Below are 23435 nucleotides of genomic sequence, written 5' to 3' on the forward strand. Positions count from 1 at the left end.
CCGATCATGAATTGTCGCAGTCGCGTTGTTAGGGGCCGCTGGGCTGCACAGCAGCCCCAAAAAGCTGAATGCGGTCTGCCTGAAATACCACAGGGTCTGACTTCAGGGCCGCTTCACGCGCCAGCGGGAGCAAGCTCCCTCGCCACAAAAACGGTGAACAGATGATGGGCGCACACCCCTGTGCCTTTTGTGGCGAATGGTTAAATGACTCCCAGCCCAACCCAACATAACTCCGTGGCGAGGGAGCTTGCTCCCGCTGGGCTGCACAGCAGCCCCAAAAAGCTGAATGCGGTCTGCCTGAAACACCACAGGGTCTGACTTCAGGGCCGCTTCACGCGCCAGCGGGAGCAAGCTCCCTCGCCACGGGCCTTTTTGATGGGCCCCTAAACGAAAAATGCCCCGTACCTTTCGATACGGAGCATTTCTTCAAGGCTTCCCGCGGATTGCCAGGTATTCACGCGACGGTGAGTCTTCTGGTTCAATCGCCTGCAGAATCCAGAGCGATTCTGCAGTTCCTATCGGGGGAACCCGCCTGAAGTCCTTCAGGCGTTCTGGTTCCAGGGACGGTCTCCATGTTCGTCCTTGATGCGCGTCGGCAGGCCCATCACATCCAGCGCCTCGAGGAACGCCTCGGCAGGCAGCTCTTCGACGTTGACCATGCGCTGCACGTCCCACTCGCCACGGGCCACCAGCAAGGCCGCGGCCACGGGTGGCACGCCGGCGGTATAGGAAATGCCCTGGCTGTCGGTTTCGGCGTAGGCGTCCTCGTGGTCGGCCACGTTGTAGATGAACATTTCGCGCGGCTGGCCATCCTTGACGCCTTTGACCAGGTCACCGATGCAGGTCTTGCCGGTGTAGCCCGGCGCCAGCGAGCTCGGGTCAGGCAGCACGGCCTTGACCACTTTCAACGGCACGACTTCCAGGCCTTCGGCGGTCTTGACCGGTTGCTCGGAAAGCAGGCCGAGGCTCTTGAGCACGGTGAACACATTGATGTAGTGCTCGCCGAAGCTCATCCAGAAACGCACGTTGGGCACATCGAGGTTCTTCGACAGCGAGTGCACTTCGTCGTGACCGGTCAGGTACAGGTTCTGCGAGCCGACCACTGGCAGGTCGTCGGTGCGCTTGACCTCGAACATGGTGTTGCTGGTCCACTGGCTGTCCTGCCAGCTCCACACCTGTCCGGTGAACTCACGGAAATTGATTTCCGGATCGAAATTGGTGGCGAAATATTTGCCATGGGAGCCAGCATTGACGTCGAGAATGTCGATCGAATCAATGCGGTCGAAATGCTGTTGTTGCGCCAGTGCCGCATAGGCATTGACCACACCCGGGTCGAAGCCCACGCCGAGAATGGCGGTGATGTTCTTCTCCTGGCACTCCTGGAGATGGTTCCACTCGTAGTTGCCGTACCAGGGCGGCGTCTCGCAGACCTTGCCCGGTTCTTCGTGGATGGCGGTGTCCAGGTAGGCCACGCCGGTATCGATGCAGGCACGCAGCACCGACATATTGAGGAAAGCAGAGCCGACGTTGATGACGATCTGCGACTCGGTCTCGCGAATCAGCGCCTTGGTCGCTTCGACATCCAGAGCGTTCAGTGCAAAGGCCTTGATGTCGGCGGGTTGCTTGAGGCTACCCTTGGCCTTGACGCTGTCGATGATGGCCTGGCATTTGGAGATGTTGCGCGACGCGATAGCAATACGACCGAGTTCGTCGTTGTGCTGCGCGCACTTGTGGGCCACCACCTTGGCGACACCTCCTGCACCAATGATAAGTACGTTCTTCTTCAATTTCTTTATTTCTCCTTCCGCCAGCTCAAGAGAGGCTGGACAAGTAGTCGTCGTAAACAAACTCGCGAACCACCTCGACGCTGCCGTCGAGTTGCTTCACAACGATGGACGGCATTTTCAGGCCGTTGAACCAGTTTTTCTTGACCATGGTGTAGCCCGCTGCGTCGATGAACGACAGCCGATCGCCGATGGACAGCGGACGATCGAATTGGTACTCGCCAAAGATGTCTCCAGCCAGGCAGGATTTGCCGCACACCATGTAGGTGTGTTCGCCCTCGCTCGGTGCCAGCTTGGCGTCCAGGCGATAGATCAGCAGATCGAGCATGTGTGCCTCGATGGAACTGTCCACCACGGCCAGGTGCTTGCCGTTGTAGAGCGTGTCGAGCACGGTGACTTCCAGCGACGCGCTCTGGGTGATCGCGGCCTCGCCCGGTTCCAGGTAGACCTGCACGCCATACTTCTGCGAGAAGGCCTTGAGCCGTGCGCAAAAGGCGTCCAGGGCGTAGCCCTCACCGGTGAAATGGATGCCGCCACCGAGGCTGACCCACTCGACCTTATGCAATAGATGACCGAAACGCTCCTCGATCGTGCCCAGCATCTGGTCGAACAAACCGAAATCGCCGTTCTCGCAGTTGTTGTGGAACATGAACCCGGAGATATGCTCGATGACCTGTTCGATTTTCACCGGATCCCATTCGCCCAGGCGGCTGAACGGTCGTGCCGGGTCGGCCAGCAGGTAATCGGAGCTGCTCACTTGCGGGTTGACCCGCAGGCCGCGGACCTTGCCGGCCGACGCCTCGGTGTAGCGCTGCAACTGGCCGATGGAGTTGAAGATGATCTTGTCGCAGTTGGCGAGCATCTCCTCGATCTCGTCGTCGGCCCAGGCCACGCTGTAGGCGTGAGTCTCGCCTGCGAATTTCTGCCGGCCGAGCTTGAGTTCATACAGCGACGACGACGTGGTGCCGTCCATGTACTGCTGCATCAGGTCGAACACCGACCAGGTGGCGAAGCACTTGAGCGCCAGCAAGGCCTTGGCCCCGGACTGCTCACGCACATAGGCGATCTTCTGCATGTTCGCCAGCAGCTTTTGTTTGTCGATGAGGTAGTACGGCGTTTTGATCATTTTCGAGGCCTCCGGGCAAGGCGAGCCAAAAAAGGATGCGCATTGTGCCTTCACTGACTGCAGATCGAAAGAGCGAAAAGCCCCGTTCGCGCAATCACCCCGATCCAGATCGACGCTTTGCGATCACCGGACATACCGGCCGCCCAGGCGACGAAATGCTGAATCTGGCAAAGGGAGGATAAGCAAAGAGCGCTGACGCTCGACCTTGAGCCGTCGCGGATAACCGGCCTTGCACAACAGGCCATGGGTGATCAGTGTTTATGCATCAGGTCATGCAGGACACCAAACCTCAGGCCCGCTTCACAAACGATCATGTCTGTAACACCGAAGACCTTGAACGCTGCCAGCATGATCGCCAGGCCACCGGGCAGGATGCCCAGGCGATGGCTTTGCAAGCCGGCCAATCTGAGGCGGTCGACATGGCCGACTTCCAGCAGCCGCAACGACAGGCGCAACAACCCGCTGTAGGTAATGCCGCCTTGTCCAACGTCATTGAGACCATTGGCCTTGAGCACTTTGGCCAACATCCGCGCCGTACCGGAAGAGCCGATCACCTGCTGCCAGCCCTGCGCGCGATAACGCGCCGCCATCGCTTCAAACTGCAGGACGGCCACGCGTTCAGCCTCCAGCAGCGCTTGAGCGGTGATGCGTCCGCCCGCAAAGTAACGCGCGCCAAAGGTGCCGCTGCCGATGGCGATGCTTTCCGTCAACAGCGGCTGAGCGCCCTGCCCCAGGATCAGTTCGGTCGAGCCACCGCCGATGTCCACCACCAGTCGCGTCCGCTCGACACCGGGCACCGCATGGGCGACACCGGCATACACCAACCGGGCTTCTTCATGTCCGGACAGCACGTCGATCCGAAACCCCAGGTGCCGCTCGGCACTGGCCAGGAACAATTGGGCATTGGCCGCTTCGCGCACGGCACTGGTCGCCACCGCCCGTACCCGTCCGGCTTCGAAGCCACGCAGCTTTTTGCCAAATCGGGCCAGGGCCTGCCAGCCTCGATCCAGCGCCAGTTCGTCCAGGGCCCCGGCTTGCAGGCCCTCGGCCAATCGGACCGGCTCGCGCAGGGTTTTCACTTCCTGGATCACCCGTTGTCGATTGCGCTTGACCGACTGGCCAATCATCAGGCGAAAGGCGTTGGAGCCCAGGTCAATGGCCGCGAACAGGGGGGCGTCGCCTTTCATAGCGGTGTTCCTTGATTCATCAGCCAGCAGGCACAAGCGCTGCGGGCATTCCACGATGGTTTGCGAAGATCCTGCCATGGCTTCGATGACACCTGGATGACACCCCTTGAGCCCCAGTAACTGTTTTAGCCAAGGGCAGCGCATGAAGCACAGATGACGTTCACCACTATGTAACAAATTGCAACTAGCGTGGATGGCGCCTCCACGACCGAGTTTTCCATCATGCTTTCAACCCAGGACACCTTGGTACAGCGCATCCACCGCGAATTGCTCGATCACAGCGACGAAGAACTGGAGCTGGAGCTCTCCGAAGACGGGCATGACCTGAACGCCTTGTTCGATGAACACGCCCCGGATAGCAGCGAGAAAGAAATCCGACGCCTGTATTTCAGCGAACTGTTCCGCCTTCAGGGCGAACTGGTGAAGCTGCAAAGTTGGGTGGTCAAGACCGGGCACAAGGTCGTGATCCTGTTCGAAGGGCGCGACGCCGCCGGCAAGGGTGGCGTGATCAAGCGCATTACCCAGCGGCTCAATCCCCGGGTGTGTCGCGTCGCCGCCCTGCCCGCCCCCAACGACCGTGAACGGACTCAATGGTACTTCCAGCGCTACGTTTCGCACCTGCCGGCGGCGGGTGAAATCGTGCTGTTCGACCGCAGTTGGTACAACCGCGCCGGGGTCGAGCAAGTCATGGGGTTCTGCACCGACGAACAGTACGAAGAGTTCTTCCGTACCGTGCCGGAATTCGAGCGGATGCTCGCCCGCTCCGGCATCCAGTTGATCAAGTACTGGTTCTCCATTTCCGACCAGGAACAGCACCTGCGCTTCCTCAGCCGCATCCATGACCCGCTCAAGCAATGGAAGCTCAGCCCCATGGACCTGGAGTCCCGCCGGCGCTGGGAGGCCTATACCAAGGCCAAGGAAATCATGCTCGAACGCACCCACATCGCCGAGGCGCCCTGGTGGGTGGTGCAGGCCGACGACAAGAAAAAAGCCCGGCTCAACTGCATCCATCACCTGCTTGGGCAAATGCCCTATGAAGAGGTGGAGCTGCCGACCATCGAACTGCCGCAGCGGGTACGCCAGGAAGACTACTCCCGCAGTCCGACGCCACCGGAGCTCATCGTGCCCCAGGTCTACTGAGACCCGCCAGGCAAGCCTCCCCACAAGCGGTTCTGACCTCGTGTTCGCCGGGGCCTTACGATCGAGGCCTCGGTTCCCCCGCCCGCCACAGCCCAGTGTGGGAGCGAGCTTGCTCGCGATAGCGGCGTGTCAGTCACGAATCTTGTCACTGATCCTCCGCTATCGCGAGCAAGCTCGCTCCCACAGGGGATTGGGTGAGTTCACCGCCAGAAACGGTTAACATCCCTCTCCTTCGTCTACCCTCACAGAACGGCGTACCGCCATCCATGTGGGCGTGATGCTTCGACATTCCTTGCCTTTCTCTATCGGAGATCTTCCATGCTCAAGCCTTCCCTGGCATTGGCCGCTGGTGTTGCCCTGTCGTTTTGCAGCTGGCTGGCGCAGGCCGCCGACACCCTGAAAGTCAGCGCGATTCCCGATGAGGCCCCAACCGAACTGCTACGCAAATTCAAGCCGCTGGGGGCTTACCTGGAACAGCAAACCGGCATGAAGGTCGAGTTCGTCCCCGTGAGCGACTACCCGGCCGTGGTCGAGGCATTGGCCACCGACCGGATCGACATGGCATGGCTGGGGGGCTTCACCTTCGTCCAGGCGCGCCTGAAAACCGGCAACGCCATCCCGCTGGTCCAGCGCGAACAGGACGCCCAGTTCACCAGCAAATTCATCACCGCCGACCCCGCCGTCAAATCCCTCGCCGACCTCAAGGGCAAGACCTTCGCCTTCGGTTCGGTATCGTCGACATCGGGCAGTCTCATGCCGCGCTATTTCATGCTTCAGGACGGCATCAAGCCAGAGAGCTACTTCAGCCGCGTCGGCTATTCGGGCGCCCACGACGCCACCGTCGCCTGGGTCCAGGCCGGCAAAGTGGACGCCGGGGTACTGAACGCCAGCGTCTGGGAAAAACTGGTCGCGGCCGGCAAGGTCGACACGACCAAGGTCAAGGTCTTCGCCACCACCCCAGCCTACTTCGACTACAACTGGACAGTGCGCGGAACCCTCGACCCCGCGTTGGCGGCCAAGATCAAGGCGGCCTTCCTCGCACTCGACCCGGCCAACCCGAAGGACAAGGAAATCCTCGACCTGCAAGCCGCCAGCCGCTTCATCGAAACCAAGCCTGAGAACTACAAGGGCATCGAGGAAGCCGCACGCGCCGCCGAACTGCTCAAATGACCCTGCGACTGACCCAGGTCAGCGTTACCCATGCCAACGGCGTCCAGGCGCTGCGAGGCGTGGACTTGCACATCGGCGCGAACGAACAGGTCGCCATCATCGGCCCATCCGGCGCCGGCAAGTCGAGCCTGCTCAACCTGCTGGCCACCGCACTGCGCCCGGGCAGTGGGGAGCTGCAGCTACTTGGCGAACGCGCCTGGCAGCTGTCGGCCCGCCAGCGTCAACGCCTGCGCGCGCGCATCGGTCTGATTCACCAATCGCCGCCCCTGCCGCCGCGCCAACGTGTGGTGACGGCGGTCCTGGCCGGAAAGCTCGGCCAGTGGGGCATCGGCAAAAGCCTGTTGAACCTGTTGCACCCACTGGATATTCCAGGCGCCAGGGCGGCATTGGCCCAGTTGGACCTGGGCGACAAACTGTTCGCGCAATGCCAGCAGCTGTCCGGCGGACAACTGCAACGCGTGGGTATTGCCCGGGTGTTGTACCAGGCGCCGGAGGTGTTGCTGGCCGACGAACCGGTTTCGGCCATGGACCCGGTATTGGCCGAGCACACGCTTTCGGTGCTTTGCCGCCACGCCCGGGAACACAACGTCACCCTGGTCGCCAGCCTGCATGCGGTGGAACTGGCCTTGGCGCACTTTTCCCGGGTCATTGGCCTGCGGGACGGGCAGATCCTGTTCGACCTGCCAACCGAGGCGGTCGACCGTCCGTTGCTCGACACGCTCTACGCCAACGAACAACTGCAGTCTTCACCAACAACGCCCCACGCGTCCTTGAGCGTGCAGATTCCCCGATGCTGACACGCGATACCCGAGACCCCGCCACCCGCCCTCGCCTGCTGCTCAGTCTGCTGGCCCTGGTGTTGCTGTGGCCGGGCATCCAGTTCAGCGAATTGGACCTCGGCGTGCTGCTGGCCAGCGACAGCCAGAGCGAAATGGGCCGGTTCGTAGCGGCGTTCTGGCCGCCCGCCCATGGCGACGAATTCGTTGAACTGCTGTGGCAGGCCACCTTGCAGACGCTGGCGATCGCCACGGCTGGCATGGCCTTGGCATTGCTGTTGGCGGTGCCCGCGAGTCTGCTGGCCAGCCGCGCCCTGTCGCTGTCGGCAGCCTCCCGCGCCGGCCATCCGGGCTATTGGGGCCAACTGCTGCGCTGGCCGGTACGCGGCTTGTTGATCTTCTTGCGCAGCGTCCCGGAAATCGTCTGGGCCCTGCTCTTCGTGCGCGCCGTCGGCCTCGGCCCAACGGCCGGTGTACTGGCGATTGCCATTACCTACAGCGGCATGCTGGGCAAGGTCTACGCGGAAATCTACGAGTCGGTCGACCAGCGCCCGGCCCACGCGCTCTTGCAGTCCGGCAGCAGCCGGCTGGCGGCCTTTTGCTATGGGATCCTGCCCAATGTCGCGGCGGAACTGTTGTCGTACACGGTGTACCGCTGGGAATGCGCGATCCGCGCCTCGGTGGTGATGGGCTTCGTCGGCGCCGGAGGGCTGGGTCAGCAGATGGACCTGTCGCTGCGAATGTTCGCTGGCGGTGAAGTCGCCAGCCTGCTGCTGACGTTCCTGGCACTGGTGCTGCTCGCCGATCAACTCAGCCGCCTGCTGCGCTGGAGGCTGGCATGAATCGCCTGCTCAACGTGGTCATGGTCCTGTGCATCGGCGCGGCAGTCATCGCCTCGTTCGTCTACCTGGGCATCGACCTGGGCGAGCTCGGCGACAGCGGCAATCTGCAGCGGATGGGCGCTTATGCGCAGCGCTTTCTCAGCCCGGACCTGAGCCCCGGCCATCTGAAAGCAATCGGTCACGGCGCCCTGGAAACCCTGGCCATGTCCGCCCTCGGCACCCTGCTCGCGGCGGTGTTCGGCCTGCTGTTGGCCTTGCCCGCGGCCGGACGCTTCGGCTGGCCTTTGCAGAGCGCGTCGCGCCTGGTGCTCAACGCCTTGCGCGCGGTTCCGGAGCTGGTGTGGGCCGCACTGATGGTCCTGGCCGCCGGGCTCGGCCCCAATGCCGGCACCCTGGCGCTCGCCCTGCACACCACCGGCGTACTCGGGCGCCTGTTCGCCGAAGCGTTGGAAAATACCCCTTCCGAACCGGCCGACGCCATCCGTTTGCAAGGCGGCAACGCCGTATTGGCGTTCTGCTACGGGACACTGCCCAACCTGCTGCCGCAACTGTTGGCCTACGTCCTGTATCGCTGGGAAAACAACATCCGCATGGCCAGCGTGCTCGGTTTTGTCGGTGCCGGAGGGCTTGGACAAATGCTCTATGTCAGCCTCAGCCTGTTCCAGGAGGCCCAGGGCAGCACGGTGATTCTGGCGATGCTGCTATTGGTGCTCGCCGTCGATACCTTGAGCGGTTGGAGTCGCCAGCGTTGGGTCAAGGCTTGACGGCCAGGCAGGTCATAAAGATCCACAACCGGTTTTATGACCCTGATTCGAACGAGTCAAAAATGGGTGGTCAATGGAGCGGGCGCGCCTTGGCAAGATTGGCGAGCAGCTCGGATCGGCTCTGGCGCTCCTGCTTCCATGCCGGCTGTCCGGGGGCACTGCGCCACGACTCGCTCAGCGGGCTGTTATCCACCGTGTCGAAACCGAACTGGTCGTACAGGCGCGTGACGATCTCCAACGCATCGGCATAATCGCTGGAAGCTGACAGGGCCAGCCGGTCGGGAGAGCCGGCCGGCCTGCCCCACGTGAGGATCCGCGGCGCCTGGATGTGGGTGAACGCCTTGACCACCCGGGAGGTGGGAAGCTGCTCCTGGCGAAGTTCATGGACGGTCTTTTGCCCCGAATCGATGACCGGGATATGGCCGTCACGCCAGATCATGTAGTTATTCGTGTCGAGCACGACCTTCCCTGCAAGCGCCTCCACGGGCATATCGTTGTCGACCTTGAGCGGGACGGCCACAACGACAAAATCGCCCGCCGCGGCCGCGCCTGCAGCCGTCGCCGCACGCGCCGACGGCCCGAGTGCTTCGACCAGCCCGCGCAACGTCTCGGGACCTCGCGAGTTGGCAATGACAACCTCATAGCCGTTCGCAATGGCCGCTCGCGCGATATGGCTGCCAACTTCGCCAGCCCCGATGATGCCGATAGTGGTCATGAGTCATTCACCTCAGTGTTGGATTGGGCGCGGGGTCAGATGCTCAAACCGCCAGCCACATCGATGGCGCTGCCCGTGATATAGGCGCCGTTCGGCCCGGCCAGGAAACACACCGTGGCCGCCACTTCTTCGAGCGTGGCGATCCGGCGGATGGGGTGCAGGTCGAGGATCGCCTCGGGCACGCCGTCGCCGAGTACTTGTGCCGCCATGTCGGTCGGCATGATGCCGGGCTGGACGACGTTGACCGTGATATTGCGCGGCCCCAGATCCCGTGCGACACCCTTGGCATAGCCGACGATGGCCGCCTTGGTCCCGGCATAATCGGCCGCCCCGGCGAACGGTACGTGACCGCCCAGGAGCGAGCCGATGAAGATGATCCGGCCACCGTCCGACAGCACCGCAGCCGCCGCTCGCGTGGTCGCCACCGCGCCCATGACATTGACCTGCCACTGGCGATCGAGATTCACGGTGTCGAGATCGGGATCATCGACCGTCTTGCCCTGGACGGCGATCGCCGCGTTGTTCACCAGGATGTCGAGCTTGCCGAAATGCGTGATCACCTCGTCGATCAACGGCTTGGCCGCCGTGCTGTCGGCCTGGTCGCTCTGGATGGCACGGGCACGGACGCCTTGCGCCTCAAGCTTTTCCACCACGGCCCTGGCCTTCTCGGCCGAGGCCACATAGCTGATCGCAACATCCGCCCCTAGTTCGGCGAGCGCCTGCGCGAGGGTCGCACCGAGCCCCCGGGACCCACCCGTCACGAGCGCAACTTTGCCTGCCAGTAATTTCTGCATGGGAAATCCTCTTCATGAATGCCTGAACGCCCTCGCCAAGAGGGCACTTGCCAACCGTAACGAGCGTTAGCGTAACGAACAGTATGAATTTGGACAGGGACCGTCAAGCGGTTTAATATCGATCGTTATGAAAAAGTCGGGGGTGATCTGATGGGGCGTCAACGCGAGTTCGACGTGGATACGGCGCTGGACGCGGCGCTTTGCGTATTCTGGCGCAAAGGTTATGAGGGCGCGTCTTACACCGACCTGACGCAAGCCACCGGAGTGGAACGCCCGGCGCTCTACTCCGCGTTCGGCAACAAGGAATCGCTGTTCCGCCGGGCACTCGAGCGCTACTACGCGCGTTACCTGGATTTCTTTCCGGCAGCGCTGGAACAACCCACTTCACGCGACGTCGCCGCCTACATTCTTCGCGGGGCTGTCGAGGTGAATACGCGCTACCCGGACCGCAAGGGCTGCCTTGGCATTCATGGCGCGTTGGCCGGCTCGGACGATGCCGAGCCCATCCGCCAGGCCTTGATCGACGCACGCGCAACCGGAGAAGCGTCGCTGCGGGAACGCTTCGAACGGGCGAAGACGGAGGGCGACCTGCCGGAATCGGCCAACTGCACGGCGCTGGCCGCGTTCGTGATGGCAATGACCCACGGAATGGCCGTTCAAGCCAAAGCCGGGTTCACCCGCGAGATCCTGGAGGCGGTTGTCGAGCAGGCCTTGTCGACCTGGCCATCCAACCCTGCAGGCTAGGCCAGGGCGAATCAATCATTGGCCGTCAGACTCGCACCATCAACGCCGGCTGCGTATCCGCCACGCCATGCAATAACTCGATCACCCAATCGATAAATACCCGCACCCGTGGCGACAGCTGCCGATGGGGCGGGTACACCGCCGATATGGGCCAGGTCGGCACGCGGTGCTTGTCCAGCACTTCAACCAGGCGGCCCTCGGCCAATTGCCGTTGCACGTGGTAACGCGGCACCTGGATCAAGCCCAATCCCGCTTCGCAGGCGGTCACGTAGGCATCGGCATTGTTGACGGTCAGTTCACCGCTCAATGGCCATTCGCGAACCTGCCCCGCCACCTCGAATTCAAACGGGAAGAAGCGGCCATTGCCAGTCGCAAAACAGATGGCCCGATGGGCCGCCAGGTCGTCCAACCCCCGGGGTGCCCAAGCGTGCCAAGTAGTCGGGGCTGGCACAGGTCAGTTGATGCAGGCGCACGATAGGCCGGGCCACCAAGGCCTGGTCAACGACATGCCCGGCGCGGATCGCGCAATCCACGCCTTCGCGCTGCAGATGAACCTGGCGATCGTGGAAACCGATGTCCAGTTGCAGCGCCGGGTAGCGCCGGTAGAACTCCGGCAGGCGTGGCAGGATCCAGGTGCAACCGAAGGCGATCGGCATGTCCACCTTCAACGTACCGCGAGGCTGGCTCCTTTGCGCCGACAACGAACTCTCAAGGTCAGCGAGGTCGTCCAGCAACTGGCCGCTGCGCTGGTAATACGCTTCACCGTCCAGTGTCGCGCGCACCTGGCGGGTGGTGCGCTGTAGCAGTTGCACACCGAGGTGAGCCTCCAACTGCTGGATCAACAGGCTGACGGTGGCACGGGGTAATCCAAGGTCATCGGCCGCCTTGCCGAAGCCGCCCAGCTCCACAATGCGCCGGAACACCTGCATGGCATGTAGTCGGTCCAATGTGCGCCCCACTATTCAGGAATCACGAATAGTTAAACCAATATTTGTGTATTTATCCAGAAAAACGCTTATCAGACACTAAACGGGTCGTTCATATCCAGGAGTAAAACATCATGAAGACCCGCCAACTCGGCCATCGCGGCCCTTACGTTTCCTCCATCGGCCTGGGCTGCATGGGCATGTCGGACTTCTACACCACGGGCGTGAACGAGGGAGAAGCGATTGCCACGCTCCACCGCGCCCTGGAATTGGGCGTGACACTGTTCGACACCGCCGACATGTACGGGCCGCATACCAATGAAGAGCTGCTCGGACGCGCCTTGCGAGGCAAGCGTGAACGCCTGTACCTGGCGAGCAAGTTCGGCCTGGTGCGCAGCAGCGATCCCCATGCCCGCGGCGTCAACGGCCACCCCGAATACGTCCGACAATCGGTCGACGGCAGCCTCAAGCGCCTCGCCACCGACTACCTCGACCTCTACTACCAGCACCGCATCGATCCTGAAGTGCCCGTCGAGGAAACCATCGGCGCCATGGCCGAGCTGGTCCAGGCCGGTAAAGTCCGCCACATCGGAATCTCGGAGGCCAGCGCCGAGACCATCCAACGGGCCCACGCCGTGCATCCACTGGCGGCGGTGCAAAGCGAATACTCGTTGTGGTCCCGCGAGCCTGAACACAATGGCGTGCTCGATACCTGCAAGCGCCTGGGCATTGCGTTCGTCGCCTACAGTCCCTTGGGCCGGGGCTTTCTGACCGGCGAGCTGAAATCACCGGAGGATTTTGCCGCCGATGACTATCGCCGCTTCAACCCACGCTTCCAGGCCGACAACTTCAAGCGCAACCTGGCGCTGGTCGAACGGGTCAAGGCCTTGGCCGCGGACAAGGGCATCAGCGCCTCGCAACTGGCCCTGGGTTGGGTATTGGCCCAGGGTGACCACGTCATCCCGATCCCGGGCACCAAGCAGCGCAAGTACCTGGAGAGCAATGTGGCGGCGGCTTCAGTGGTGTTGGGCGCTGATGAACTGGCCCATCTGGATGGGATTTTCGCAGGCGAAGGTGTGGTGGCGGGCGACCGATACCAGGCGCAGACGATGACGTTGTTGAACGGTTGATCCGTCGGCTGGGCTGTCGGTTTCGACAGGCCGGATTCAAGCAGGCGCCAGCCCAGCCGATAACCCTATCAATAATAGCCCCAGGCTTCGCCGGGCTCTGCCAGTTGCATAGGGTAACGATCAATGAGTTTGCCGCTGAATCGCCTGCTGATGTGGGGCGTCCTGATGTTCCTCGCTGCAAGCGCTTGCGCGGCAGAGACACCCCTGCGCATCGTGACGGAGGAGCTGCCGCCCTACAACATGACGCAGAACGGACGCGTGACCGGCATGAGCACCGAAGTGGTCCAGGCCGTGCTCAAGGAAGTCGGCATGGACGCGCCTATCCAGCCCATGCCCTGGGCCCGGGCCTACGAACTGGCGCTCAACGAAAGCAATGTGTTGATCTATTCGATCGTCCGTACGCCTGCACGCGAATCGCTTTTCCAGTGGGTGGGCACCATTGGCCCGACACAGTGGTACATCTACTCACTGGCGGACCGGCCGGTAAAACTCGACTCGCTGGCCGACGCCCATGGTCACCAGATCGCCACGGTCAATCAGGACGTGGGCGAGCAATACCTGGTCTCGAAGGGTTTCCGCATCGGCGAGGAATTGCAGTCGAGCACCAAGTACGAACACAACTACCGCAAGCTCAAGGTCGATCACGTGGAGCTGTGGATTTCCAACGAGCTCAACGCGCTGTACCTGACTCGCCAGAATGGCGAAGACCCGGACAAGGTGCTGATCCGCTCGCTGGCGCTTCCCGAACTGAGCAGCCCGGACGGCCTGAGCATGGCGTTCAGCCGCAAGACGCCGGCCGAGACGGTGGAAAAATTCCGCGCCGGCCTTGAGACCATCCGTCGCAATGGGGTCTACGACGCCATCCTGCGCAAATGGTTATGACATGGGGGACCCTTTCCGCACGGCATCGTCCCAGCCACCACCGACCAAGGCGTTCAGCTCCCTGGGACGGCGCCTGGTATTGGCAACGCTGTTGTTCTGCCTGTTCTTTACCCTGGCGATGGTCACCTGGCGCACCTGGCTGGCCTGGGAAAACAACCTGGCGGAAATGAATTCGGAGCTGGCCCTGATCGATCAGGTGTTCCAGAACACCTTGGCCTACGCCATTTGGGAACTGGACCGTGAATCCCTGGACCAGCAAATCACCAGCGTTGCCGCGGCAGCCCCCGTGGGCCGCGTGGTGTTGAACATCCTGCGCCCCGGGCAAGCGCCGGAAGTCATCGAACTCAATCGATACGCCGTCGATCAATCGGGTGTGGTGCCGGTGCTGCATCGCCAGCTCATCGCCGAGCCCTACGCCGGGGCCCATGAGAAAGTCGGTGAGCTGACCATCGAAGGCGATAATAACCTGCTGTGGGAGCGTCTCTGGAGCGAAGCACGCAGCATCGTCATCACCCAGCTCATCCAGTCCCTGCTGCTGGCCGGGTTGGTCATGACCATGTTCAATCGCCTGGTGACCGTGCATGTGGTGCATATCGCCCGTCACCTGGGCGGACTCGCGCCGCATACCCTCAAGCATCACCTCAAGCTGCAACGGGCGGTGAATCGCCAGGACGAACTGGGCCTGCTCGAATTCCAGGTCAACGAACTCCAGGACAATCTGTACGCCCACCTCGAACGCCAGCATTCGGACGAACTGGCCCTGGCCGCCAGCCGCGATCAAATGGCCGAACTGGTGGAGGCACGCACTGCGGAACTGAAAGCGGCCAACCAATCGCTCGAAGCGCTGTCCCGTCACGATGCCTTGACGGGCCTGGCCAATCGTCGCTACTTCGACGAATTGAAGGAAATCGAGTTTCGCCGGGCAATCCGCCACAACACCCCGCTGGCCGTGCTCATGTGCGATGTCGATTTCTTCAAGATCTACAACGACACCTACGGCCACATGCAGGGCGACCTGTGCCTGAAAGAGATCGCAGAGACCCTGCGCAGCGTGTTCGGCCGCTCCGGCGAACTGACCGCCCGCGTAGGCGGCGAAGAGTTCGTCGTGGTCCTGCCCAATATCGACGCCGCACAGGCCTGCCAAGCGGCTCAACGCTTTCGCACCAGCCTGGCGGAACGCGAGCTGCCCCACAGCGGTTCCAAGGTCTCGCCTTTCGTCACCGTGAGCATCGGCGTTGCCGAGCTGGACCCGGAGACCATGGACCATTTCGATCAAGTGCTGCAACGCGCCGACCAGGCGCTATATCGGGCCAAACACCAGGGACGCGACCGCGTTGCCCTGTAACGACCACCGCGCGCCATGAGGTCTGCATATGCACATTCGCCTGACACTCTGCTCATGCCTGCTACTCGCCTCGATCAGCCTGGCAAGCCACGCCGACACAATCGAAGTCGTTACCGAAGACTCGCTGTACGCCTATCAGCGTGACGACAAGGTCGTCGGGCCGGGCATTCGCATTGCCGAGGAAACACTGAGAAACGCGCAGCTCACCGACTACAGCCTGTCGCTGTACCCGTGGGCCCGGGCCTACGAAAAAGCGCTGCACGAACCCAACGTGCTGATCTTCCCGCTGGACCGCACCCCGGCCCGCGAGACATTGTTCAAATGGGTGGGTGAAATACATCGGGTGGCGAGCCGGCTCTATAAACTGCGTGATAACCGCGACATCACCGTCAGCAGCCTCGAGGAGGCCAAGCAGTACAGCATCGGCGTGGTGCGAAACGACGCCAAGCAGATTTACCTGCAGCAGCGTGGGTTCACCCGGCTGGTCATCTCGGCCAACAACCACGACAACTTTCAGAAACTGCTCAATCGCCAGATCCAATTGCTGCCAATGCCGGAGAACACCGCGCGCCTGATGAGCCAGGATGCACAACTGGATTTCGCTTCGCTGGAAGAGGTCTATACCCTCGACGAACAACCCCACAGGGTCCACCTGGCCTTCAGCCTGAGCACACCGGATGAAGTCGTCGCCAAGGCCCAACGCGCCTTCGAACAACTCAAGGCTTCCGGTGAAGTCGCACGCATCATGAACGAACAGCGGTAGACTCTGGGGGATCACACCGCAAGCAACGATGAGGTATGTCCCGATGAGTAAAGCGTCCTACGTTCCGCCCAAGGTCTGGAAAAACGACGCCCCGTCTGGCGGCCAGTTCGCCAGCATCAACCGCCCCATCGCCGGGCCGACCCATGACAAAACCTTGCCGGTTGGCAAGCATCCGCTGCAGCTTTATTCCCTGGCCACGCCCAACGGCGTGAAGGTGACCATCCTGCTGGAGGAACTGCTGGCGCTGGGTCATACGGGCGCGGAATACGATGCCTGGCTGATCCGCATCAACGAGGGCGACCAGTTCTCCAGCGGCTTCGTCGAGATCAACCCCAACTCCAAGATCCCGGCCCTGCTGGACCGCAGCGTGGAGCCCGCCATTCGGGTCTTCGAATCCGGCTCGATTCTGCTTTACCTGGCGGAAAAATTCGGCGCCTTCCTACCCACCGATCCGGCGGGCCGCACCGAAACACTGAACTGGCTGTTCTGGCAGATGGGCTCTGCCCCGTACCTGGGCGGTGGCTTCGGGCATTTCTACGCGTATGCGCCGGAGAAACTCGAATACCCGATCAATCGCTTCACCATGGAAGCCAAGCGTCAACTCGACGTCCTGGACCGCCGCCTCGGCGAAAGCCAATACCTGGCAGGCAACGACTACACCATCGCCGACATCGCGGTCTGGCCCTGGTATGGCCAACTGGTGCGCAACAACGTATACGGCGCCGCCGAATTCCTGAGTGCCCACGAATACACCCATGTGCAGCGCTGGGCAGAAGACATTGCCAAGCGCCCCGCCGTCCTGCGCGGACAGCGGGTCAACCGCACGTGGGGGATGAGGCAAGCCAAGTGCCAGAGCGGCATGAGGCTGGGGATTTGGGCTGAGGCCAGGTTGCACGCCGGCTCGGTGATGAACCTGGATTCCTCAACTGACACAGCCCCCTTGTGGGAGCGAGCTTGCTCGCGATAGCGGTGGATCAGTTGGCCTCGATGCTGAATATGCCGACGTCATCGCGAGCAAGCTCGCTCCCACATTGGATCGGTGGTGAACCTCAGTTTATCGACTGGCACCGCCCCCTGTGGGAGCGAGCTTGCTCGCGATAGCGGTGGATCAGCTGGCCTCGATGCTGAATATGCCGACGTCATCGCGAGCAAGCTCGCTCACACAGTTTTTCGTCAAATGTTCAGCGGTTGGCTTCCAGCTTGTACCTGTCACCCGCCGACGCCGGAGTCGTCTCATTGGCCAGGGCAAAAACACACTCATCCAGATAAGGCCTGACATCCGCCCATTTCTTGCGATCGGCGATAAACCCTCGCAGCTTCTTGCCGGCATCCACGACATCCGGCTCATGGGCCATCAACATGAGCCTGGCGACTGAACTGGCGTCATCGTCCTTGTGCTTGGCATGATCCTGCCGAGCGTAAGAGTGAAACTCCTCGATCCGCCCCAGCACAGCCTCGGCACCGCCCATGCACTTGTCACCCAGGATCTCTTCGCGCCGCTGCGCATGTCCGCCGGCAAAGCTGTCCTGGACAAGATGAAGCAAACTGCCAAACGCCACCTGATTCACATTCGCCCGCAACCATGGACGCCCCACCGCAAAAAGATCCTGCACGGTTTGTCCGTTATTGAAATGCTGTTCCCAGCCTTCGATCTGGATGTCTTTCAAATAGGTATTGAGGGGGTAGGTACCATCGGCAACCCCCAGGCGAACTCGGACCACATCATGATTTCGCGCTTGGTCTTCTCTGGCGCGTCGCCCTCTTGGGACGCCATTGCATGCAAGAATTGCAGGTCGCCAAAATGCGAACGGGAGATGTAGTTCCCCGCCCCCATGAACGCCATCGGATCGGAAGCGCTTATGCCCTCGGCTTTCTCGAAGAGATTGACCCAGCACCGCGTCTGCGAGATGAAACCAACCGAGTAACGTCCATCGCAGCCCTTGGTCTTGGCATCTTCCGCGCCCGGCATGAACACCGGATCATCGTTCCAGCGAACCCCGGCAATGACATAAGCGCCGGCGTTCTCCAGGTTGGGGTTGCTGCAATCCTGCCAATCCCCGTCACACCCATAGATCTTCTGCGTCAGCGCCTCGTGGGCAGGATCGGAAAAGTTATGCAGCGCGAAACTGGCGAAAGGCACCGTCGCCTTATAGGAAACCCCGTATTTCTTGGCCATCTCCCGTTCAGCCAACGTGCCATCCGGCGAGAGTTGAAAAGCGTTGGCGTGTCCGATGCAACCCAACAGAACACCCCAGGCAACTCCTGACACGGCTTTGTGTTTGTTCATGAATCGTCTCTGCAAAGGGCGGTGACGAGCAGGTTCTCGTCTCGCGCCGGGGATGGGTTGTGGTGGGCATGGCAAATGGCAAGAGGCCATCGTCGATAGCATAGCGGGTGGGGCTTTGTCGTCCAGCGAGCAAACGCTGATTTTTTCCGTAGGTTTCCCGGGACCAATACGAAAGTCGCCGTCCAACAGACGGAGTAAACCCCAACCAAAAGCCCCTATGGACCGCCCCCGCAAATAGCACAAGCTCACGCCCATACAAGTCCCCTGCCGTGATCGCTACAGAGAAAGGACTCCGCACGCATACCTCGTACGCGTCACGTCGCGCTCAACCGAGTCCTGCCATGAACCTATCGAATCTCTTCAACAAAGCCCGAGCCCGTACACAGGGGGCGGTCAGCGTGGCCTGCACGTTGAGCGAACTGGACCAGGCACTGGCCAGCGTACGCATCACACCGGTATTGATCGCCGGGTTTGTCTCCCCTCACCTGGACATCGACCGGGTCGCCGCCAAGGTCAAACAGCGTTTTCCCCAAAGCGCTATCAGCCTGTGCACGACGTCGGGTGAGCTGTGCAACGGTGCGAACGCGCTGTATTGCCAGACTGGAGAGACCTGGGACCGAGTGGTGCTGCAGCTGTTCGACGCCAGTGTGATTGCGTCGGCCGAGGTGGTGATGGTGCCGCTGGAGTGCGAGGACATTCGCGGTGGCGGCAAGCGCCTGGCCATGCGTGAGCGAATCGCTCGATTGGTGAATAACATCAAGCAGGCGCAGGTGAGCACGCCCATTGACCATCGCGATACCTTGGCCTACGTGGTGTTCGATGGTCTTTCGGCTTCCGAGTCGTTCTTTATGGAGGCGCTTTATGAATCAGGCCGTTTCCCCTGCCTGTTCGTCGGCGGCTCAGCCGGTGGCAAGGCAGATTTCAAGAAGACCTTGATCAGTGATGGGCAGCGCAGTTACCAGAACCATGCGCAGATTGTCTTTCTGAAAACCGCGGCGGATGTGCGCTTCGGAGTGTTCAAGAGCCAGAACTTCCAACCTGCCGGGCTGACATTCAGTGTGCTGACCGCGTCGGTCGAAGACCGCACCATCGATCAGGTCATCGACAGCCGTGGAAACATCAAGAGCATGGTCCAGGCGCTGTGCGAGGCCTTCGAGTGCAGTGCCCAGGCGCTGGAAAAGAAGCTGGCCGATTATTCATTCGCCATCCGCGTGGGTGATGAGCTGTTCGTCCGTTCCATTGCCCGCATCGACCATCAGCAGCAGATCATCCAGTTGTTCTGCGACGTGGCGCCCGGCGAAGAGCTGGTGATGGTCAAGCGCACGCCCCTGCGCGAGGCGACCCGGCTCGACTACGAGAAATTTCTCAAAGGCAAAGGTGGCCGGCCGGTGGCCGCCATTCTCAACGATTGCATCCTGCGCCGGCTCAACAACAGCAGCGACCTGGGCAGCATGGCCGGTATTTTCGGGGATGTGCCTCTGGCCGGCTTCTCGACGTTTGGTGAAATCCTCGGTTTGAACCTTAACCAGACACTCACGGCGATTTTCTTCTTCAGGGTCACCAAGGGCGCCGGGTTTGTCGACGAGTACGTCGATCACTTCATCACTCACTATGGCGAGTTCAAAGCCTTTTTCCTGCGCCGCCAGATCAAGAAGCTGGCGGGCCTGAACCATGTCGTGGTCAAGCAGATCATGGCGTTCAAGATGAATGACTTCAGCAGCGCCTTGGACACTCGCGGCCTGGACCAGACGATCCTGCCGGTGTTCGACGGCCTGACGGACCTGGGCCAGGTATTGGCGCAGGCCAGCCAGCACCAAGCGTCGATGGCGACGCAAATCAAGCATTACTCCGGCGAACTGCACCTGTCGATGGATGACCTGACGGGCACCATCGACCGGCAAAACAGCGTCGCCGAGCAGGCCGGCACCACCGTCGAGCAGCTTGCCACGCAAGCGGGTGAAGCGGTGGTCGGTGCCCGTGCGCTCGCCAATTCGAGCTTGCGTATCCAGTCGATCGTACAGGTCATCCAGCAAATCGCGGGGCAGACCAACCTGTTGGCCCTCAACGCCGCCATCGAAGCAGCGCGGGCCGGTGAGATGGGCAGAGGCTTTGCGGTGGTGGCCGATGAGGTCCGCAAGCTTGCGGAAATCACCCGCAAGAATGCCGCGGAAATCGGCGTGGACATCGACCTGCTCTCGACGGAGATCCAAGGCGTCGCCCAACAGATCGAAGACCAGTCCGTCGCCGTGAGCGCCCTGCGGGAGATGCTCGATGCCCTGGAAGACTCCAGCCGTACCACCGAAGGCACAGCACAACGCACGAAGGCCATCGCCGACACCTTGACCGGGCTGACCCACGCCAATGCGTGAGGCCAAGTCGCCCCGGCGATGGATCAAGATTGAGCGATCAGCACACGTCCCCTTGTGGGAGCGAGCTTGCTCGCGATGACGTCGGCACAGTCAATCACCGCAAACTGATCTACCGCTATCGCGAGCAAGCTCGCTCCCACAGGGAGTTTGTGGTTGTTCACAGGCGTCACCGTCAGGGAATCAACATCTGCACCTGCCCCGGCACGACGATCTTGATCACCCCGGCCCAGGAACACATCAAGGTGCTGTTGGCGTCGATGGCCGGCATGTTGCCCAGCAACAGGGTCGGGGCGCCGCCGGGGATCCATGGCGCCGCGGTGGCCGGGATGCAGGGCATGGGGGTCAGCACGCCCAGGGCCGCCGCCGTGGCGGCGGCCACGGTGGGGTTCGCCAGGCTCATGCACATGCCGAAGGTGGTGACGTTCACCAGCGGGATGTGATCCATGATGTTCGCCGCCGGCATCCCGCCGGTCAGCAGGCGATTGACCGGCAGCACATTGAGCACCGCCGGGGCTGCGCCGAAGCTGCATTGCAGGGTCGCGGTGCTACAGACTTGCGGGCATCCCATCGCGGTGGCTCCTTTGACAGCGACTCCCCGAACCATAGCTCGCCCGCATCCGACGCGCACGCCGCCATGCATCAAGCCCGCTGATTATCCGGCAACACGCTAACCTATAAGACCCTGGCGTGCTTGTGACGCCTCCCACGCGCCATTAGATTAGCCAATGATCGATGGCCTCCAAAATAAGCAGAAGGGATAAGCATGGCGTTTACTGATCAGTCCACCCGCGTGCGCGACGGTGAAGAACTCGATGCCAACCTGATCGACCCGTACCTCAAGGCCCACATTCCCGGCCTGACCGGCCTGCCACGGATCAGCCAGTTTCCCGGTGGCGCGTCGAACCTGACCTACCTGCTGGAATACCCCGAACAGGAATTCGTCCTGCGTCGGCCGCCGTTCGGCCACAAGGCCAAGTCCGCCCACGACATGGGCCGTGAGTTCCGCATCCTCAACCAGTTGCGCGAAGCGTTCCCGTACTGCCCCAAAGCCTATGTGCATTGCACTGACGAATCGGTGATGGGCGCCGAGTTCTACGTGATGGAACGGGTCAAGGGCATCATCCTGCGCTCCGACCTGCCGCCGGAGCTGGGTTTCGACGCCGCCCGCACCGAAGCGCTATGCAAGAGCTTCATCGACCGGCTCGTCGAACTGCACCGCGTCGACTACAACGCTTGCGGCCTGGCCGACCTGGGCAAGCCCGAAGGCTACGTGGCCCGGCAGATCCGTGGCTGGAGCGACCGCTACGAAAAAGCCCTGACCCCCGATGCGCCGAAATGGGCGGCGGTCAAGGCCTGGCTCAATGACAAGATGCCCGCCGACCACCCGACGTCGAGCATCGTCCACAACGACTACCGCTTCGACAACGTGATCCTCGACCCGGAGAACCCGATGCAGATCATCGGTGTGCTGGACTGGGAACTGACCACCCTGGGCGACCCGTTGATGGACCTGGGCAACAGCCTCGCCTACTGGATCGAGGCGGACGACCCGGCGCCGGTGCAACTGATGCGCCGCCAGCCGAGCCACGCCCCCGGCATGCTCACCCGCCGCGAATTCGTCGATTACTACGCCGAGCGCGCCGGGATCCGCATCGACAACTTCGACTTCTACTACACCTACGGCCTGTTCCGCCTGGCCGGCATCGTCCAGCAGATCTACTACCGCTTCTTCCACGGCCAGACCCAGGACAAACGCTTCGCGCAGTTCGTTCAGATGAACAAACTGCTGGAGCAGATGAGCCTGCAGGTCATCGGTAAATCCACGCTCTGAGCGCCCCATCACAAGGAAACAGCATGTCCAAGACCCAGTTGTTCGACCTCGACGGTAAAATCGCCTTCGTTTCCGGCGCCAGCCGCGGCATCGGCGAAGCCATCGCCAAACTGCTGGCCCAGCAAGGCGCCCATGTGATCGTGTCCAGCCGCAAGCTCGACGGTTGCCAGCACGTAGCCGATGCGATCATCGCCGCCGGCGGCAAGGCCACCGCCATCGCCTGCCACATCGGGGAAATGGAACAGATCAGCCAGGTGTTCGCCGGTATCCGCGAACAGTTCGGGCGCCTGGACATCCTGGTGAACAACGCCGCCACCAACCCGCAGTTCTGCAACGTCCTGGACACCGACCTGGGTGCGTTCCAGAAAACCGTGGACGTGAACATCCGCGGCTATTTCTTCATGTCGGTGGAAGCCGGCAAGCTGATGCGCGAAAACGGCGGCGGCAGCATCATCAACGTGGCGTCGATCAACGGCATCTCGCCGGGGATCTTCCAGGGCATCTATTCGGTGACCAAGGCTGCGGTGATCAACATGACCAAGGTCTTCGCCAAGGAATGCGCCCAGTTCGGCATCCGCTGCAACGCCCTGCTCCCGGGCCTGACCGACACCAAGTTCGCTTCGGCGCTGGTCAAGAACGACGCCATCCTGAAAACCGCCCTGGCGCAGATCCCCCTCAAGCGCGTGGCCGACCCGAGCGAAATGGCCGGCGCGGTGCTGTACCTGGCCAGCGATGCGTCGAGCTACACCACGGGTGTGGCGTTGAATGTGGATGGTGGGTTCCTGTCCTGATAGCGAACGCCATGGCAGACCTGTGAGAAACCCTGTGGGAGCGAGCTTGCTCGCGATGGCGGTGTGTCA

General features: G+C 61.8%; 21 protein-coding genes and 3 pseudogenes. 15 read left to right on the forward strand and 9 right to left on the reverse strand.

What is annotated here, in order from left to right:
- Window positions 1-542: 542 nt before the first annotated feature.
- From ACZ5M5_RS18790 to ACZ5M5_RS18800, 3 genes are all read right to left on the reverse strand, one after another.
- Window positions 543-1787: a saccharopine dehydrogenase family protein gene (locus ACZ5M5_RS18790; protein WP_060741776.1), complete on the reverse strand. Its 1245-nt coding sequence runs from the start codon at window positions 1785-1787 to the stop codon at window positions 543-545.
- Between the two features lie 25 nt (window positions 1788-1812).
- A complete protein-coding gene (locus tag ACZ5M5_RS18795; protein WP_058545429.1) occupies window positions 1813-2910 on the reverse strand; it encodes a carboxynorspermidine decarboxylase in 1098 nt (365 codons plus the stop codon).
- 251 nt (window positions 2911-3161) lie between these two features.
- Window positions 3162-4097 carry a Ppx/GppA family phosphatase gene (locus tag ACZ5M5_RS18800; RefSeq protein ID WP_060741775.1) on the reverse strand — a complete coding sequence of 312 codons (936 nt, stop codon included), beginning with the start codon at window positions 4095-4097 and terminating at the stop codon, window positions 3162-3164.
- Window positions 4098-4319: 222 nt separating this feature from the next.
- Here ACZ5M5_RS18800 and ppk2 point away from each other — a divergent pair, with 222 nt between their 5' ends.
- From ppk2 to phnE, 5 genes are all read left to right on the forward strand, one after another.
- A complete protein-coding gene (gene ppk2, locus ACZ5M5_RS18805; protein WP_060743179.1) occupies window positions 4320-5237 on the forward strand; it encodes a polyphosphate kinase 2 in 918 nt (305 codons plus the stop codon).
- Window positions 5238-5555: 318 nt separating this feature from the next.
- Complete coding sequence (locus ACZ5M5_RS18810) at window positions 5556-6407, forward strand: putative selenate ABC transporter substrate-binding protein (RefSeq protein WP_207962056.1); 852 nt, start codon at window positions 5556-5558, stop codon at window positions 6405-6407.
- Window positions 6404-7204: a phosphonate ABC transporter ATP-binding protein gene (locus ACZ5M5_RS18815; protein ID WP_192262359.1), complete on the forward strand. Its 801-nt coding sequence runs from the start codon at window positions 6404-6406 to the stop codon at window positions 7202-7204. Before ACZ5M5_RS18810 ends, ACZ5M5_RS18815 begins: the two co-directional genes overlap by 4 nt.
- Window positions 7198-8025: a PhnE/PtxC family ABC transporter permease gene (locus ACZ5M5_RS18820; protein ID WP_060741772.1), complete on the forward strand. Its 828-nt coding sequence runs from the start codon at window positions 7198-7200 to the stop codon at window positions 8023-8025. Before ACZ5M5_RS18815 ends, ACZ5M5_RS18820 begins: the two co-directional genes overlap by 7 nt.
- Window positions 8022-8789 (forward strand): phosphonate ABC transporter, permease protein PhnE, encoded by a 768-nt coding sequence (gene phnE / locus ACZ5M5_RS18825; RefSeq protein WP_464737794.1) that lies wholly within the window; start codon window positions 8022-8024, stop codon window positions 8787-8789. The genes ACZ5M5_RS18820 and phnE overlap by 4 nt, the downstream gene beginning before the upstream one ends.
- Before the next feature lie 70 nt (window positions 8790-8859).
- Here the strand turns inward: phnE and ACZ5M5_RS18830 are convergent, their stop codons facing one another.
- Window positions 8860-9504: an NADPH-dependent F420 reductase gene (locus ACZ5M5_RS18830; protein WP_464737795.1), complete on the reverse strand. Its 645-nt coding sequence runs from the start codon at window positions 9502-9504 to the stop codon at window positions 8860-8862.
- A gap of 35 nt (window positions 9505-9539) precedes the next feature.
- On the reverse strand, window positions 9540-10298 hold the full coding sequence (locus tag ACZ5M5_RS18835) for an SDR family NAD(P)-dependent oxidoreductase (RefSeq protein WP_464737796.1): 759 nt from the start codon (window positions 10296-10298) through the stop codon (window positions 9540-9542).
- 150 nt (window positions 10299-10448) lie between these two features.
- Between ACZ5M5_RS18835 and ACZ5M5_RS18840 the strand changes: the two genes are divergently transcribed.
- A complete protein-coding gene (locus ACZ5M5_RS18840) occupies window positions 10449-11042 on the forward strand; it encodes a TetR/AcrR family transcriptional regulator (protein WP_464737797.1) in 594 nt (197 codons plus the stop codon).
- 25 nt (window positions 11043-11067) lie between these two features.
- Here the strand turns inward: ACZ5M5_RS18840 and ACZ5M5_RS18845 are convergent.
- Window positions 11068-11989 (reverse strand): annotated as a pseudogene (locus ACZ5M5_RS18845) (LysR family transcriptional regulator).
- Window positions 11990-12102: 113 nt separating this feature from the next.
- Here ACZ5M5_RS18845 and ACZ5M5_RS18850 point away from each other — a divergent pair.
- From ACZ5M5_RS18850 to yghU, 5 genes and pseudogenes are all read left to right on the forward strand, one after another.
- Window positions 12103-13098: an aldo/keto reductase gene (locus tag ACZ5M5_RS18850; RefSeq protein ID WP_464737798.1), complete on the forward strand. Its 996-nt coding sequence runs from the start codon at window positions 12103-12105 to the stop codon at window positions 13096-13098.
- A gap of 123 nt (window positions 13099-13221) precedes the next feature.
- Window positions 13222-13980, forward strand: coding sequence for a substrate-binding periplasmic protein (locus ACZ5M5_RS18855; protein ID WP_464737799.1), 759 nt, complete (start codon window positions 13222-13224; stop codon window positions 13978-13980).
- Between the two features lies 1 nt (window position 13981).
- Window positions 13982-15325, forward strand: coding sequence for a GGDEF domain-containing protein (locus tag ACZ5M5_RS18860; protein ID WP_464737800.1), 1344 nt, complete (start codon window positions 13982-13984; stop codon window positions 15323-15325).
- A gap of 28 nt (window positions 15326-15353) precedes the next feature.
- Window positions 15354-16088: a substrate-binding periplasmic protein gene (locus ACZ5M5_RS18865; RefSeq protein WP_060741764.1), complete on the forward strand. Its 735-nt coding sequence runs from the start codon at window positions 15354-15356 to the stop codon at window positions 16086-16088.
- Window positions 16089-16131: 43 nt separating this feature from the next.
- Window positions 16132-16970 (forward strand): annotated as a pseudogene (yghU, locus tag ACZ5M5_RS18870) (glutathione-dependent disulfide-bond oxidoreductase).
- Window positions 16971-17269: 299 nt separating this feature from the next.
- Here yghU and ACZ5M5_RS18875 read toward each other — a convergent pair.
- Complete coding sequence (locus ACZ5M5_RS18875) at window positions 17270-17809, reverse strand: hypothetical protein (RefSeq protein WP_464737801.1); 540 nt, start codon at window positions 17807-17809, stop codon at window positions 17270-17272.
- Window positions 17752-18375: a hypothetical protein gene (locus ACZ5M5_RS18880; RefSeq protein ID WP_464737802.1), complete on the reverse strand. Its 624-nt coding sequence runs from the start codon at window positions 18373-18375 to the stop codon at window positions 17752-17754. The genes ACZ5M5_RS18875 and ACZ5M5_RS18880 overlap by 58 nt, the downstream gene beginning before the upstream one ends.
- Before the next feature lie 341 nt (window positions 18376-18716).
- Here ACZ5M5_RS18880 and ACZ5M5_RS18885 point away from each other — a divergent pair.
- Both ACZ5M5_RS18885 and ACZ5M5_RS18890 read left to right on the forward strand, forming a co-directional pair.
- Window positions 18717-19871: pseudogene (locus tag ACZ5M5_RS18885) on the forward strand (FIST signal transduction protein); the annotation flags it as partial.
- Window positions 19872-20243: 372 nt separating this feature from the next.
- Complete coding sequence (locus ACZ5M5_RS18890; RefSeq protein ID WP_464739420.1) at window positions 20244-20744, forward strand: methyl-accepting chemotaxis protein; 501 nt, start codon at window positions 20244-20246, stop codon at window positions 20742-20744.
- Window positions 20745-20916: 172 nt separating this feature from the next.
- On the opposite strand, the gene ACZ5M5_RS18895 is transcribed toward ACZ5M5_RS18890, so the two are convergent.
- Window positions 20917-21312: a DUF4280 domain-containing protein gene (locus tag ACZ5M5_RS18895; RefSeq protein ID WP_060741760.1), complete on the reverse strand. Its 396-nt coding sequence runs from the start codon at window positions 21310-21312 to the stop codon at window positions 20917-20919.
- Between the two features lie 195 nt (window positions 21313-21507).
- Between ACZ5M5_RS18895 and ACZ5M5_RS18900 the strand changes: the two genes are divergently transcribed.
- Both ACZ5M5_RS18900 and ACZ5M5_RS18905 read left to right on the forward strand, forming a co-directional pair.
- The gene (locus tag ACZ5M5_RS18900) at window positions 21508-22575 is read left to right on the forward strand and encodes a phosphotransferase family protein (protein WP_060741759.1); all 1068 of its coding nucleotides are present in this window, start codon (window positions 21508-21510) and stop codon (window positions 22573-22575) included.
- Window positions 22576-22598: 23 nt separating this feature from the next.
- Entirely contained in the window at window positions 22599-23366 is a 768-nt protein-coding gene (locus ACZ5M5_RS18905; protein WP_003180553.1) for an SDR family oxidoreductase, read from the forward strand.
- Window positions 23367-23435 lie beyond the last annotated feature (69 nt).

This window comes from Pseudomonas sp. Van50, assembly GCF_055390755.1.

Coding starts and splice junctions, on each gene's coding strand:
- ACZ5M5_RS18890 (WP_464739420.1), top strand. CDS start 20,244: ATGGATGACCTGACGGGCACCATCGACCGGCAAAACAGCGTCGCCGAG.
- ACZ5M5_RS18800 (WP_060741775.1), bottom strand. CDS start 4,097: ATGAAAGGCGACGCCCCCCTGTTCGCGGCCATTGACCTGGGCTCCAAC.
- ACZ5M5_RS18880 (WP_464737802.1), bottom strand. CDS start 18,375: ATGAACAAACACAAAGCCGTGTCAGGAGTTGCCTGGGGTGTTCTGTTG.
- ACZ5M5_RS18865 (WP_060741764.1), top strand. CDS start 15,354: ATGCACATTCGCCTGACACTCTGCTCATGCCTGCTACTCGCCTCGATC.
- ppk2 (WP_060743179.1), top strand. CDS start 4,320: ATGCTTTCAACCCAGGACACCTTGGTACAGCGCATCCACCGCGAATTG.
- ACZ5M5_RS18815 (WP_192262359.1), top strand. CDS start 6,404: ATGACCCTGCGACTGACCCAGGTCAGCGTTACCCATGCCAACGGCGTC.
- phnE (WP_464737794.1), top strand. CDS start 8,022: ATGAATCGCCTGCTCAACGTGGTCATGGTCCTGTGCATCGGCGCGGCA.
- ACZ5M5_RS18795 (WP_058545429.1), bottom strand. CDS start 2,910: ATGATCAAAACGCCGTACTACCTCATCGACAAACAAAAGCTGCTGGCG.
- ACZ5M5_RS18905 (WP_003180553.1), top strand. CDS start 22,599: ATGTCCAAGACCCAGTTGTTCGACCTCGACGGTAAAATCGCCTTCGTT.
- ACZ5M5_RS18830 (WP_464737795.1), bottom strand. CDS start 9,504: ATGACCACTATCGGCATCATCGGGGCTGGCGAAGTTGGCAGCCATATC.
- ACZ5M5_RS18855 (WP_464737799.1), top strand. CDS start 13,222: ATGAGTTTGCCGCTGAATCGCCTGCTGATGTGGGGCGTCCTGATGTTC.
- ACZ5M5_RS18860 (WP_464737800.1), top strand. CDS start 13,982: ATGGGGGACCCTTTCCGCACGGCATCGTCCCAGCCACCACCGACCAAG.
- ACZ5M5_RS18850 (WP_464737798.1), top strand. CDS start 12,103: ATGAAGACCCGCCAACTCGGCCATCGCGGCCCTTACGTTTCCTCCATC.
- ACZ5M5_RS18810 (WP_207962056.1), top strand. CDS start 5,556: ATGCTCAAGCCTTCCCTGGCATTGGCCGCTGGTGTTGCCCTGTCGTTT.
- ACZ5M5_RS18820 (WP_060741772.1), top strand. CDS start 7,198: ATGCTGACACGCGATACCCGAGACCCCGCCACCCGCCCTCGCCTGCTG.
- ACZ5M5_RS18840 (WP_464737797.1), top strand. CDS start 10,449: ATGGGGCGTCAACGCGAGTTCGACGTGGATACGGCGCTGGACGCGGCG.
- ACZ5M5_RS18835 (WP_464737796.1), bottom strand. CDS start 10,298: ATGCAGAAATTACTGGCAGGCAAAGTTGCGCTCGTGACGGGTGGGTCC.
- ACZ5M5_RS18900 (WP_060741759.1), top strand. CDS start 21,508: ATGGCGTTTACTGATCAGTCCACCCGCGTGCGCGACGGTGAAGAACTC.
- ACZ5M5_RS18895 (WP_060741760.1), bottom strand. CDS start 21,312: ATGGGATGCCCGCAAGTCTGTAGCACCGCGACCCTGCAATGCAGCTTC.